12 protein-coding genes and 2 pseudogenes are annotated in these 12,878 nt (G+C 40.8%); 9 read left to right on the plus strand and 5 right to left on the minus strand.

Going from position 1 to position 12,878, the window contains the following annotated elements:
- Positions 1-2: 2 nt before the first annotated feature.
- A complete protein-coding gene (locus tag BN200_RS03400; protein ID WP_019221052.1) occupies positions 3-824 on the minus strand; it encodes a SapC family protein in 822 nt (273 codons plus the stop codon).
- A 129-nt stretch (positions 825-953) separates the two neighbouring features.
- On the opposite strand from BN200_RS03400, the gene rimM reads away from it, so the two are divergent.
- The 9 genes and pseudogenes from rimM to BN200_RS08665 form a co-directional block, all read left to right on the plus strand.
- On the plus strand, positions 954-1,496 hold the full coding sequence (rimM, locus tag BN200_RS03405) for a ribosome maturation factor RimM (RefSeq protein ID WP_019221053.1): 543 nt from the start codon (positions 954-956) through the stop codon (positions 1,494-1,496).
- Positions 1,497-1,786: 290 nt separating this feature from the next.
- Positions 1,787-2,485: a tRNA (guanosine(37)-N1)-methyltransferase TrmD gene (trmD, locus tag BN200_RS03410; RefSeq protein ID WP_019221054.1), complete on the plus strand. Its 699-nt coding sequence runs from the start codon at positions 1,787-1,789 to the stop codon at positions 2,483-2,485.
- Positions 2,486-2,694: 209 nt separating this feature from the next.
- Positions 2,695-3,135 carry a 50S ribosomal protein L19 gene (gene rplS / locus BN200_RS03415; RefSeq protein ID WP_034988908.1) on the plus strand — a complete coding sequence of 147 codons (441 nt, stop codon included), beginning with the start codon at positions 2,695-2,697 and terminating at the stop codon, positions 3,133-3,135.
- 477 nt (positions 3,136-3,612) lie between these two features.
- Positions 3,613-4,014: a succinate dehydrogenase, cytochrome b556 subunit gene (sdhC, locus tag BN200_RS03420; protein ID WP_019221056.1), complete on the plus strand. Its 402-nt coding sequence runs from the start codon at positions 3,613-3,615 to the stop codon at positions 4,012-4,014.
- Positions 4,015-4,032: 18 nt separating this feature from the next.
- Positions 4,033-4,419, plus strand: coding sequence for a succinate dehydrogenase, hydrophobic membrane anchor protein (gene sdhD, locus BN200_RS03425; RefSeq protein WP_019221057.1), 387 nt, complete (start codon positions 4,033-4,035; stop codon positions 4,417-4,419).
- Between the two features lie 6 nt (positions 4,420-4,425).
- Positions 4,426-6,270, plus strand: a complete 1,845-nt coding sequence (gene sdhA / locus BN200_RS03430; RefSeq protein WP_019221058.1) for a succinate dehydrogenase flavoprotein subunit — start codon at positions 4,426-4,428, stop codon at positions 6,268-6,270.
- 14 nt (positions 6,271-6,284) lie between these two features.
- Entirely contained in the window at positions 6,285-7,064 is a 780-nt protein-coding gene (locus BN200_RS03435) for a succinate dehydrogenase iron-sulfur subunit (RefSeq protein ID WP_019221059.1), read from the plus strand.
- Positions 7,065-7,151: 87 nt separating this feature from the next.
- Positions 7,152-7,430, plus strand: a pseudogene (locus BN200_RS09610) (succinate dehydrogenase iron-sulfur subunit); the annotation flags it as partial.
- 77 nt (positions 7,431-7,507) lie between these two features.
- Positions 7,508-7,792 (plus strand): annotated as a pseudogene (locus tag BN200_RS08665) (4Fe-4S dicluster domain-containing protein); the annotation flags it as partial.
- 1,348 nt (positions 7,793-9,140) lie between these two features.
- On the opposite strand, the gene virB11 reads toward BN200_RS08665, so the two are convergent.
- From virB11 to BN200_RS03460, 4 genes are all read right to left on the minus strand, one after another.
- Positions 9,141-10,202 (minus strand): P-type DNA transfer ATPase VirB11, encoded by a 1,062-nt coding sequence (gene virB11, locus BN200_RS03445; RefSeq protein WP_019221062.1) that lies wholly within the window; start codon positions 10,200-10,202, stop codon positions 9,141-9,143.
- Positions 10,177-11,364: a type IV secretion system protein VirB10 gene (gene virB10 / locus BN200_RS03450; RefSeq protein ID WP_019221063.1), complete on the minus strand. Its 1,188-nt coding sequence runs from the start codon at positions 11,362-11,364 to the stop codon at positions 10,177-10,179. Before virB10 ends, virB11 begins: the two co-directional genes overlap by 26 nt.
- Complete coding sequence (virB9, locus tag BN200_RS03455; protein WP_019221064.1) at positions 11,364-12,170, minus strand: P-type conjugative transfer protein VirB9; 807 nt, start codon at positions 12,168-12,170, stop codon at positions 11,364-11,366. Before virB9 ends, virB10 begins: the two co-directional genes overlap by 1 nt.
- A 13-nt stretch (positions 12,171-12,183) precedes the next feature.
- Positions 12,184-12,878, minus strand: a 695-nt coding sequence (locus BN200_RS03460) for a VirB8 family type IV secretion system protein (RefSeq protein ID WP_019221065.1), incomplete at its 5' end; no start/stop codon positions are given.

Below are 12,878 nucleotides of genomic sequence, written 5' to 3' on the forward strand. Positions count from 1 at the left end.
TTTTAGTTGAGAGTCTCTTTATTTTTAGGGGTTTCGTCGTTGTCATGACCATTTTTTTGGGAAGTTCGCTCTTCATGATTGGCCATGTGTTTTTCACCTTTTAGAGAGAGTATTTTTAAAAGATTATGTGTTGACATAAGATGCGCAAAAATCAATCCTAAAAAGCCATTTTTATGCAGTTTAGCAAGTTGACTTGCCGATAGTTTATTCAGTTTTTCTTCATCAACAACCCAGAAATGTTCTAATTGTGCTGAGAGACCTTGGTCGTTTTTTACATTGATCGATTTTTGGCTGAGAAGGTCCATATCCACAAGGGCATCGATAAACTCAGCGGTTTTTTCCATAGCAATTTTAAAGCTTTCAAGAAAACGAATACGTTCTTCCATAAAAGGAGAAATAGAACCATCTGAGTTAAAAAGTTCCGTACCCGCAACCTCATTAAACATGCCTGATTTTTGATCAAAACAAACAGAGAGTTCTTTTTCATTGCTAATTTGTGCAAGAACAAAAGGATAACGACGGACAAAAGCTGGAAGATAGGTATCTTTTCTCCAATTCTTATCAGAGGTGATGTAATCATTTTCGTCGTTAGAAAGACCGACAAGAGCAGCCGATGTATAATGGCGCTTTTTTTGTTCATCTTCTGCACACATAAACAAAATAGGATAGTCTAGAGCAGCTTGAAAATATTCACTGCTTGCTAAAGGAACCCAGTGTGTATCCTTGGCAAAAGACATATCGCTTGGAGGGGCAAATTTTAGGTTTTTATGGGAAACTTTGTTGAATGGGGTGATATCTTTGTAAAAAAGCATAACATTTGCCATAAGACTTCTCCTTTTATTTTTTTATTAATTTGCTTTGTTACCAAGAAAGGTCTTTCTGGAAGATTTTTAATATGGCAACAAGAGTTAATAGAAAGCTACAAATGAGGGATTCGTTTTTAGAATGATGACATGAAATATAATAGAGAAAAGCTTAAAAATAAAGTCTGTCTTGCTATTATTGCTATGCCTCATGGCGTAAAAGGGGATGTTTTGCTGAAGATCTTGAGTGCTGAACCACAGCGTTTAAAAACTTATGGGACCCTTTATGATGAGAGGGGACATTGTTATGAAATTGTAACGCTTCGTTTGCAAAAAAAGAGCGCGATTGCCCATTTTAAAGGGGTTGAGGATCGCAGTGCTGCTCAGGCTTTAAGGGGAATTCATCTTTATGTTGCCCGCGATCAATTGCTGGATGATTTGACTGAGGATGAATTTTATCAGGTGGATTTAATAGGGCTTTCTGTCCAAGATGGTGCTGGTCAGATCTTTGGTGAGGTGAGTGGTTTTTTTAATTTCGGTGCTGGTGATTTACTTGAGATGCGTTTGAATACGGGGAAAACCGTACTTATTCCTTTTAGTAAGGCAGCGGTGCTAGAAGTTTGCATCCCTTCTGGTTTTCTTGTTGTTGATCCAGTGGCGGCTGGTTTAAGTGATGGGGGAGAAAATACTTGAAGGGAAAATGGTTTGAACCAAAAAATAAAGGTGCAGGCAAAAAATGAAAGTGAAAAATGTAGGCATGCAGGAATTTGCTTCTCAACGCGTGTGTAGAAACTTTATCCTCACATGTTTCTTGGATTTTTAGGGCACTCTTTAACAAGGAAAGCTTTAAAGTGGGGGATATGGACGCTCGATACAAAGCAGGTGAACATTTTTCCTTATCACGGTTTTTATAATACAGCAATCATATACCGATTGGTGTTGGTCTTGAGTGCGACTTGAGGTTTAAAGGTGAGAATAAAAAAATGAAATTTCAAGCACGTGTTTTAACACTTTATCCTGAAATGTTTCCTGGTTTTTTGGGGTATTCTTTAGCAGGGCAAGCTTTAGAGCGGGGGATATGGTCGCTGGAGACCATACAGATTAGGGATTTTGCTTTTGATAAACACCATAGCGTTGATGATACGCCTGCTGGTGGGGGGGCTGGTATGGTGATGCGGGCCGATGTGTTAGCGGCGGCACTGGATAGTTGTCCAGGTGATTCCCCAAGATTGTTGATGAGTCCACGTGGAAAGCTCTTGAATCAGGATTATGTACGCTCTTTGGCGCGTTCTTCCGGAGTGACATTGGTTTGTGGACGTTTTGAAGGTGTCGATGAGCGGATAATAGAAGCGCGGGAATTGGAAGAAGTGTCTATTGGTGATTATATTCTTTCAGGGGGCGAAACGGCGGCGTTGGTTCTTTTGGATGCTATTATACGCCTGCTTCCAGGGGTTATGGGTAATGAGGTTTCCGCGAAATGTGAAAGTTTTGAGAATGGTTTGCTTGAGCACCCTCACTATACGCGCCCTGCTGTTTTTGAAGGGCGTGGTATTCCGCCAGTTTTGACATCAGGTCATCACAAAGCTATCGCTGATTGGCGTCAACAGCAAGCCGAATTGTTAACACAGCAACGTCGCCCTGATCTTTACGCTCTTTATGATAAAAATCGTCAGAAAACTTGATTCATGTTGTAAGGTAGTGTATTGGATAGCTCTCTTTTCAAACAGTTTTCCTGTGAAGGGTTTTATTAAGTTCCACAATAAGAGACGGTGTATTCGCTCCTGATGTCATGCATAGCCTAAAGAGCTTCTTTTCTCTCTCTAGAAAAGGCTTTTTTCGGCAAGAGTTGAGCGCTCTGACTGTTCGATAAAGAACATGAAGGATGAAAGAAATGAATATTATTGCGCAGCTCGAAGCTGAACAATGCGCAAAAATTGCAGCAAAACGCCAATTGCCAGCTTTTCAACCAGGAGATACAGTACGTGTCATGGTGCGTGTTTCTGAGGGTACCAGAACGCGTGTTCAGGCTTATGAAGGGGTTTGTATTGCACGTTCAGGCGGTGGTTTGAATGAAACTTTTACAGTGCGTAAGATTTCTTATGGTGAGGGTGTTGAACGTGTATTTCCCGTTTATTCTCCCTTGGTCGAGGCTGTTGAACTTGTGCGTCGAGGAAAAGTGCGTCGGGCAAAGCTTTATTATCTGCGTAATTTAAGAGGTAAGGCTGCGCGTATCACTGAAAAGAAAGATCAGCGGAAAAAAACTGCCAAGATTGCTGAGAAAGAACAAGAAGCCCTTGTTACAGTCGAGGCTCCAGAGCAGGCTACTGAATAACTGCTGCATCTTCCAGAATTTATAAAAAAAAGCGGCTTTATGTCGCTTTTTTTATGGCATAAGTGATTCGTATTGGTCGTAAAAAAATCGCTTTCGGATGTGTTGAAATATTGAAAATTTTTAAAAGTTTACGCATCATCTTTCTCTGAAAAAAGCTTATATTCGAAGCATAAACATCTCATTGATATAAAAATGAAACATCGCTATACTTGCAAAAATCCGTGTTTATCTTTAAGAAAGGGTATGAGACCTTTGACGTGAGGGTAAAATTGTATTAGATTAAGATACGTTTTATGACTATGTTTGTAGGGCAATCGGTTTTTTTATGCGCGACCTTTAATCCGTTATTTGAGACAACCGACCTGTAATATTGGTTCTTTAAGATGCCAAAAGTAAAATGATAATGCACTTGGCACATTTTGTGCGGGTCTTTTCGTTTATAATGCGGTTGCAGTGAAAACCAGGTCAGGATATTTTATGACAGAGATCACTAGGATAAAACAGCGCCCTCGTTCTCCCCATGTAACTATTTATCGTTGGACCATCACTATGGCGATGTCGGTTGCGCATCGTATCACCGGTATAGCACTTTATTTCGGAATGGTTTTTCTCGCTATTTGGTTAGTTTCAGTCAGCTGTGGGGCAGAGGCGTTTAGAACGGTTCATGAAATTTATACTTCTTTTCCAGGGCTTTGCATTTTATTTCTTTACACCCTTGCTGGGGTGCATCATATGGTGGGGGGTATTCGCCACATTGTTTGGGATATGAAACCTTACCTTTTGGCTAAAGAAAAGGCAACAATGACTGCGTGGGCAACAGTTTTTATTTCTCTTATTGTTACTCTTGCGATTTGGATTATTGGATATAACATTGTCTAGTTGGGGGCAGAAAGAGGTATGAAAAAAGATTTTCGAACGGAACTTGGAAAAGTCCGCGGGCGTGGAAGTGCGCATGAAGGCACAGAGCATTTCTGGTTACAGCGTTTAACAGGTTTTATAAATCTGCCACTTTTGATATTTTTCATTATTCTTATTCTTTCGCTTGTTGGGGAAGATTATAGCGTTATAAGAGCACGGCTTGCCCACCCTGTTGTCGCTGTTTTGATGGGATTGCTTACCATTTCACTCCTTTATCATATGAAACTTGGAATGCAGGTGGTTATTGAAGATTATATTCCCCGTGAAGGTTTACGAATATTCTTTTTGGTCTTAAATGTTTTGTTTTGTTTTGTTTTGGGAGGGGTCATCATTTTTGCTCTTTTGAAAATTGCGTTAGGGGGTTAGAAGGATATGGTGAGCACAGGATCATCGCTGGGCGCTAAAGCAGGCAATGCCCCTTATCACTACGTGGATCATAAATTTGATGTTGTGGTTGTTGGGGCAGGTGGTGCGGGTTTGCGTGCAACGCTTGGTATGGCCGAGCAAGGATTAAAAACAGCCTGTATTACAAAAGTTTTTCCAACAAGGTCGCATACAGTTGCTGCACAAGGTGGTATTGCTGCGTCCCTTTCTAATATGGGGCCTGACAATTGGCAATGGCATTTATATGATACGGTAAAGGGATCGGATTGGTTGGGTGATACCGATGCAATGGAATATTTGGTGCGTAACGCACCTGCTGCTGTCTATGAATTAGAACATTATGGGGTTCCTTTTTCACGCACGCAAGAAGGAAAAATTTATCAACGTCCCTTTGGTGGACACACAACACAGTTTGGTGAAGGTCCACCTGTACAGCGTACTTGTGCTGCGGCTGATCGCACCGGGCATGCCATCTTGCATACGCTTTATGGACAGAGTTTAAAGCATAATGCGCAGTTCTTTATTGAGTATTTTGCGCTTGATTTGATTATGACCGATGGTGTGTGTACTGGAGTGGTCGCGTGGAATCTTGATGATGGTGTCATGCACCGTTTTGCGGCTAAGATGGTTGTTCTGGCAACCGGTGGTTATGGGCGTGCTTATTTTTCGGCGACATCTGCGCATACCTGTACAGGGGATGGTGGGGGAATGATCGCGCGTGCTGGATTGCCTCTACAGGATATGGAATTTGTTCAATTCCATCCTACAGGGATTTATGGTTCTGGCTGCTTAATTACAGAAGGTGCTCGTGGTGAAGGCGGCTATTTGGTCAATTCTGAGGGTGAACGCTTTATGGAGCGTTATGCGCCTTCCTTTAAGGATTTGGCTTCACGGGATTTGGTTTCACGTTGTATAACCCTTGAAATTCGTGAAGGACGCGGTGTTGGTCCAAGAAAAGATCATATCCATTTGGTTCTCAACCATATTGATCCTGCTATCTTGCATGAACGCTTACCGGGGATTTCTGAATCCGCACGCATTTTTGCAGGGGTTGATGTGACAAAAGAACCTATTCCCATCCTGCCAACCGTTCATTATAACATGGGTGGTATTCCCACCAATTACTACGGAGAAGTTCTCAATCCAACAGCTGATTCGCCGGATCGTGTTCAACCAGGTTTGATGGCAGTGGGAGAAGCTGGATGCGCTTCTGTTCATGGTGCTAACCGTTTGGGATCAAATTCCTTGATTGATCTTGTTGTCTTTGGTCGTGCTGCTGCAATTCGTGCTGGTGAAGTGATTGATCGTGATGCGGAAATTCCACCTCTTAATGAGGCTGCTGTTGATGAAATTATAGCACGTTTTGATCGCCTGCGCTTTGCGCAAGGCGCAATACCAACTGCTGTATTGCGTGAAAAAATGCAACGTACTATGCAGGAAGATGCCGCTGTCTTCCGTACAGAAGATTCTTTGCAACAAGGATGCCAACGAATAAGTCAAATCTGGGGTGAGCTGACTGATCTTAAAGTTACAGATCGCTCTCTGATATGGAATTCTGATTTGGTTGAAACATTGGAGCTTGAGAATCTGATGGCTAATGCAATCACCACTGTTTATTCTGCAGAAGCGCGTTTAGAAAGTCGAGGGGCGCATGCACGTGAAGATTATCCAGAGCGTGATGATAAAAATTGGCGTAAACATACGCTTTCGCATTTGTCAAAAGAGGGTAAGGTGACTTTGTCCTATCGACCTGTTCATGTTGATCCCTTAACATCTGAAGCAGATGGTGGTATCGATTTAAAACGCATTGCACCTAAAAAACGTGTTTATTAAGGGGAGAGTAAAGTATGGTACAAATTAAGCTTCCCAAAAATTCGCAAGTAAAACCGGGAAAAGTGTGGCCTAAGCCTAAAGGTGCTACGAAACTTACCGAATTTCATGTGTACCGTTGGTCACCTGATGATGAGGAAAATCCTCGTTTGGATACCTATTATGTTGATCGTTCGGCTTGCGGTCCAATGATTCTAGATGGGCTCTTATTTATCAAGAATCATATTGATCCAACTTTAACACTGCGTCGATCATGCCGTGAAGGTATTTGTGGTTCCTGTGCGATGAATATTGATGGGGCGAATACGCTCGCTTGCACTAAAGGGATGGATGATGTGAAACATCCCATTAAAGTGTATCCTTTACCTTCCATGCCGGTTGTTAAAGATTTGGTTCCTGATTTGAAGCGTTTTTATGCGCAGCATCGTGTGATTGAGCCTTGGTTGCAAACCGTCTCTCCTGAACCTGCTAAAGAATGGTTACAAAGTCATTCAGACCGCCAAAAAATAGATGGTCTTTATGAGTGCATTTTGTGTGCCTGTTGTCAGACATCATGCCCAAGCTATTGGTGGAATGGCGATCGTTATTTGGGACCAGCTATTTTACTCCAAGCTTATCGTTGGATTGCTGATTCGCGTGATGAGATGTGCGGTGAGCGTCTTGATAATTTAGAAGATCCTTTCCGCCTTTATCGGTGTCATACGATTATGAATTGTGCGCAGACTTGTCCAAAAGGCTTGAATCCAGCAAAAGCAATTGCTGAGATTAAAAAACTGATGGTTGAACGTCGCCTTTAACAGTTGATTGGTTAACTAGGGTTTTAAAGTAGGGGGGATAGGGCTGCTTCATATTCTCATACTCTTTGCCCCAAAATAAAGATCTTATGTATGTTGTGTGCTTGTTTTAGAGACTCATCATTTCCTAGTTATTGGTGGAACGGTGATTGTTCTTTGGGGACGGCTATTTTACTCTAAGCTTATCGTTGGATTGGCTTACTCATGCGATGCAGATGTGCGGTGAGCGTCTTGATAATTTGAGAGGATCCTTTCCGCCTTTATCGGTGTCATACGATTATGAATTGTGCGCAGACTTGTCCAAAAGGCTTGAATCCAGCAAAAGCAATTGCTGAGATTAAAAAACTGATGGTTGAACCTCGCCTTTAGAAATTAATCGGTTAAAGAGGTCTATAAAGAAAGAGGTTTAGTGTGGACCCCTCGATATTTTTTGCGTTCTCTGCTCCCAAATAGATGGTCTTTATGAGTGCATTTTGTGTGCCTGTTGTCATACATCATATCCGAGCTATTAGATGGAATGGCGATTGCTCTTTAGAGCTAGCTATTTTGCTCCAAGCTTATTTTTGGATTGACTTACTCACGCGATGAGATGTGCGGGGAGCGTCTTGATAATTTGAGAGGATTCTTTCCGCCTTTATCGGTGTCATACAATTATGAATTGTGCGCAAACTTGTCCAAAAGGTTTGAATCCAGCAAAAGCAATTGCTGAGATTAAAAAAACTGATGGTTGATGTCGCCCTTAAAAGTTAACCAATTAGGGATATAAATTAAGGGGGCTATAGGACTTTTCTTTGCTTTTTATAGTTTTTGAGGTGGTTTCTGGATCTTAATTCTTAAAGTTTGTTTCTGCTTATGAGGATTTAAGATATGGCTGTTACAGTATTAAAAAAGTAATATCCTTTTAGAAAAAAGAGAGAGATGATGGAGAAGAGGTCGCTTGAATGTATGAGAAAATTTGCAATAGTGTAGCGTTCCTAGACATATTTTCCTGTCATAAAAATCATGCTTCATTTTGGTGGAATTTTATGATCCCTTATTTTACTCTCTCTCAGCTGTGAAAAAGAGAAATGTTTATTGTAGTTTAGGATATAACTTTCTTTATATCTTTGATTTATTGTTTGTCTGCGTATAAGCAGACAGTTTTTTTGAGCAATAAAAAATGCTTTATTTCCTAATATGCAAAATAGAATTTAGAGCAATTATTGGAAATAGAGCACAATCCAATATTTTCTATTTATTGTTCAAGATAAGGGGGAGACTTTACGCTATTTTTTGGGATTCATTTGCTTAGAGTTTTAGTTAGTTTCATATAATTTTTCGAGTAAGAATTTATTGCGAAAAATAATGTCCATGCTTGACTTTTCACTCTGCAAAGTTACGTTGAAAAAGACACTATAGAGAGTGGGTATAGGGTGGATTCGTAAAATTGATTCAAGACATTCTCAGATGCTGGTTTTGTTACTAAAAGTGTGATGTGTATAGAATTTGCAAGTCAATCAATAAAGTGGCTCAATGTGTTACGCTGTTCTGCTCTCAGTTATTGGATTGGCATGTGATTTCTCTCTGCGTACTCAAACTTATAGTGTAATGAACTAACCGTTTGAATAAGTTGCATAAATTGTTTGGTCAAAAGTTGTAACAGAATAGTGTGCAAATAGAATATGGCATTTCTGAATAATTAGCCATTGTTACTATGATAATAATTTGTGACGGTTGAGCATTATACCTCATAGGGTTTTCATTAATCTATGGGAGATTTTTGTTAAGATATGGATTGGGAGATCTTTTTTGGAAATGTCTATTTTGTCGCAATTTCTTATTTTCGGTATCAAACGCATATTTTAAAAAATAAAGGAAAAAAAGTTACCGAAAGCAAAAGCAATAGAATCGAAAACAATGAGAATTTTTTGTATGATTTTATTGCACGTGGGGCTGTTTCTACTCCACTTTCATCTTTCTATTACAAGAGCCCGAAAGCTTTACCATAAAGGTTCGTGAAGGGAAAAGTTCATTTAAAAAAGCCGCAAAAAATCTGCGGCTTTTTTGAAATTTTTAGTACGACTGAGAAGATAGTCCAGTTTAAGCTAACTTTGACTTAGAAAAAATCGGATCGTAAAAAATTTCAGAAAGCTTTCTATCTTTAAAGAACAAAATCACATCAATTGTGCTGTAAAGCACCATTCTTATCATTTCTATATCAAGCAGGCGGCCAATTTCTGACCTTTTGATCAATGTGGCACACCGTTCAAATGTTTGCAAAGCATTGTTGGCATGTGTCGTAGTAATTGATCCAGGATGGCCAGTGTTCAATGAGTTAAGATATTCCCACGCTTCATTGCCACGCAGCTCTGCAAGAAAAATACGGTCAGGCGATTGACGCAGACACGCATCTAAACACTCCTCAGCAGAAACACGCCCTACACTGTCACCATAAATCATATGGACGTGGTTGGGATGATTGGGTAAAAAAAGCTCATGAACATCTTCAATGGTAATAATACGTTCTTCTACAGGCACTTTTTCAATTAAGGAACGAGAAAATGTCGTTTTACCTGATCCGGTTTTTCCTGCAATGATGATGTTGCGTTTATACAATACGCATTTTTCTAGAAATTCAAGAATTTTCTCCTCACGTTTAAATTGCAGAAGCTCAATTTCAAATGGCTCTAATCGTGTAAAATCGTGTTTTGATAATAAACTATTCGCTTCTTTTGCTGAAGGTTTATTGAAACTCACATCGGTAAAGTGATCAAAGGCACCTTCTTCTTTGAGCTCTTCTAGCGTCTTCACTGTGAGAGAATGCTTCCGAATCATAAAGGACAAGGCACCATCAATGATAGCTGGTGTTTGCACAATTGTACCGCGCTGTCCGCCGGGTAAGCGCACATAATTAATGCTTTTGGGAACCATGCCATTATAAACAATAACCGCGGTAATAAGCGTTTGCAAAAAACAGCTTGTTAACTCTGGTACATTATGTACCTGCCAACCCTCGAAGGTTTTTGTCCAAACTTCACAGGGTTGACCAATCGATAATTCAATAATTTTAGGATCTTTTAAGAAAGGATCAAGCGGTTGTAAAAGCTGTGCAACTGCTTGATCTTTCTGTACGGGGTTAACGTGTAACGAGACTGTAGACATCGCTGAAATCCAGATCACGAGCAATAAAAATATTCACCCGCTCGCCTTGGTTTTTGTAAAGTGTTGGAGGAATGTTGATGGAGTTTTGAAGAACTTCGTTAACCAGCAACTCAGGACCCTGTTGTGGTGCATTTTGAGACGATTTTTCTTTATTTCCGTAACTAATTTTGCTTTTCACCCATTCTCCTAAATCACCAATAATGCTTACCATAATCGCGCTGCTAAATCGTTGCCAAAAATGCGTGTCAACCCAACCACCAATACCAGCTTCACCAAGCGGGCCTGTACCAGGGGAATCAAGATTGATGATGACACCAGAAGGCGTTTCAACACGTAACCATTGTACAAAAACGCGTGTTTGCCCTTGTTGTATGCCACTTTGATAAAAACCAACAACTTTGGAGCCTCGGTCTAGCAGAACAACACGACCACTCGTAGAATAAACATCTCGTGTCAAATGACATGTCGTCATTCCCGGTTGCGATGTGATAATTTTTATTTCCAGTGTGCAATCTATCTGTGTTCCCTGGGTAATGAGTAGGTCACGGTTATGGAGTTGAACTGCACGGGATTGTCCTAATCGTACAGGCTGGAGATGATCGAATAATACGCCACTATTTTTCTCATTACCAGATGTATTACCTTTTTGATCTGCGGAGCTTCCACTACTGCCACCATTATTAAGACTGGAACTGAGCATGCGTTTACGCGCTAAGTCCTCAGAATCCTGTATCAAATGTGCTGGTATCGTTGTTTGAAGAAGCTGTGCTAAGGCTGGTGGAATGGATTGCGCTAGGTCTTCTGTTAGTGTTGGTTTTTCTGGTTCTTCTTCTACTTTCGGTTCCTCTATAACACGAGGGGTATAGCTCGGTATAATTTGTTGTACTGTCTGTTGAGGCTTTTCTTCTTCAACATCTACAGTGTTGCGCATTTTAAAAGCCTTAAGAGACAGAGCAATCGGCAGTGCTACTATGACAATGAGTCCTAATACTAAAAATGTACGTGCACCGGGGATTATTGGACGGCGTTCTGAAGCTAATTCAGAGCTACCATATGCACCTTCAATCTTTTCTTGCTCGACGTAGCCTTGCCCATGTTCTTGCTCGGCGTAGCGTTGTTTTGCGCTTCTATTGATTTCATCTCCTTTCTTATTGCCAAACATCATTTGCCTCCTTTATTGATGCGATGGACCACAGAGGATACTGTTCCAGTTGTGTTTGGTATACCATTGGGGTCATAGGCTTCGTTGAAAACTGCTAAAGCGCGTTTGCCGAGTCGTATGAGCCATTTAGGATTGACCTTGTGAACAGCGATGATATCATTCGAATTGCCTACAACAGTACGCGATATTAGACTTTCGTTGCCTTCAGCATCCACTAAGTAAATTGAGGGCATATCCATGTTGGCGGGAAATTTGAAATAGGTAATACGTCCATTATCCCAAGCGTTTATCGGGGCAATATCTTGGTTACCGCTCATGGTGTAGCTAAGGTTGTAACCATTCACGCTTTGATGAAAACCACTTTCAATGGCAAGACGTTGCTTGTTTTCCTCTAAATTTTGTTCGTCTATATCTGGATAATGGAAAGCTAGTTCATAGGTGGCTCCAGCACGGTCGTTTCGGAACTGTAATCGAAATTTGTAGCTACGCTTGTCAGTCACAACAATAAGGTTGGTATTGGCAAGTTCTGCTTTAGGTTTAATAAAGATATGCCGTCCTTGATGCGCAAAGGCATAAGCTTCAGCATCACCAAAGGCGTGGGTGATATAACGCTCACCTTCTTCAAGAATGATATGGGTGGCCACACCGATAACTGTTTCGATCTGAACCACATCAGCCACGTTATATGTTACATAGCGAATGCGATGATCATATTCTGAACTGGATGGAGTTTTGAGTGCCTGCACGGGTACAGTATAAAAAGAGGAAACTGAAGATAAGAGAATAATAAATGCGAGTTTTTTCATAATAATCAATCCCTTAATTATTCAACAGTACTTCCGGATCAGTGCGGTAACTTGTCACCTGGAAACCAAGGGGATTAATCAATCGATCAGATGATTTCATTGGTGCACCAACATAAGTGTAACCAATTGTTGCAATTTGGTGTTGTTTTGCTCCAGCTATACCGTTGCTACTGTATTGTTGGGTTGTAAAACGTACGGTTGCTTGACCAAGACCATTTGGCTGAATCGAGCGGACCTTGACCATAATCCGTGCTTTGTTGGAAAGCACTTTGTCACGCGCATCCTCACCCTCATAGATTTTGTAGAACTCCTGTTGAACAGCTGGTGCACTCAAAAGTGCTGCAGTATCGTAGTTTAGCTGAATGGTGTCATAGTCATAAGTTTCACGGTTCAGTACATACTGATTAAGCCAGTACCTATCCACAACTTCACCATAACTCGTTTCATGTTCGCGTATTGCAGAAATAACATCAACTGCGCCAGTTGCATTATCAACGCGCAACACCAAAGGAGTGGGAGCTGGTTGGGAAAAGCCAATAACTCCACATATCATGCAGAATAATCCAAAAATGCCAACAATACCTGCCACTCGCCACGCTGTTTTGCGTGATTTTATAAACTCATTGATGAGTTCACGCTCCAGTCCTAAGCTCTCTTCATAATAACTGTTCAGTCGTTCAGCTTTTATTGGTTTTACTTGTTTTTTTG

Origin of the sequence: Bartonella senegalensis OS02, from assembly GCF_000312545.1 — a bacterium.
Classification (GTDB): Bacteria; Pseudomonadota; Alphaproteobacteria; order Rhizobiales; family Rhizobiaceae; genus Bartonella; species Bartonella senegalensis.

Excerpts from the sequence above, each read along its gene's own strand:
- BN200_RS03400 (WP_019221052.1), bottom strand. The coding sequence starts at position 824 with ATGGCAAATGTTATGCTTTTTTACAAAGATATCACCCCATTCAACAAA.
- rimM (WP_019221053.1), top strand. The coding sequence starts at position 954 with ATGAAATATAATAGAGAAAAGCTTAAAAATAAAGTCTGTCTTGCTATT.
- trmD (WP_019221054.1), top strand. The coding sequence starts at position 1,787 with ATGAAATTTCAAGCACGTGTTTTAACACTTTATCCTGAAATGTTTCCT.
- rplS (WP_034988908.1), top strand. The coding sequence starts at position 2,695 with ATGAATATTATTGCGCAGCTCGAAGCTGAACAATGCGCAAAAATTGCA.
- sdhC (WP_019221056.1), top strand. The coding sequence starts at position 3,613 with ATGACAGAGATCACTAGGATAAAACAGCGCCCTCGTTCTCCCCATGTA.
- sdhD (WP_019221057.1), top strand. The coding sequence starts at position 4,033 with ATGAAAAAAGATTTTCGAACGGAACTTGGAAAAGTCCGCGGGCGTGGA.
- sdhA (WP_019221058.1), top strand. The coding sequence starts at position 4,426 with ATGGTGAGCACAGGATCATCGCTGGGCGCTAAAGCAGGCAATGCCCCT.
- BN200_RS03435 (WP_019221059.1), top strand. The coding sequence starts at position 6,285 with ATGGTACAAATTAAGCTTCCCAAAAATTCGCAAGTAAAACCGGGAAAA.
- virB11 (WP_019221062.1), bottom strand. The coding sequence starts at position 10,202 with ATGTCTACAGTCTCGTTACACGTTAACCCCGTACAGAAAGATCAAGCA.
- virB10 (WP_019221063.1), bottom strand. The coding sequence starts at position 11,364 with ATGTTTGGCAATAAGAAAGGAGATGAAATCAATAGAAGCGCAAAACAA.
- virB9 (WP_019221064.1), bottom strand. The coding sequence starts at position 12,170 with ATGAAAAAACTCGCATTTATTATTCTCTTATCTTCAGTTTCCTCTTTT.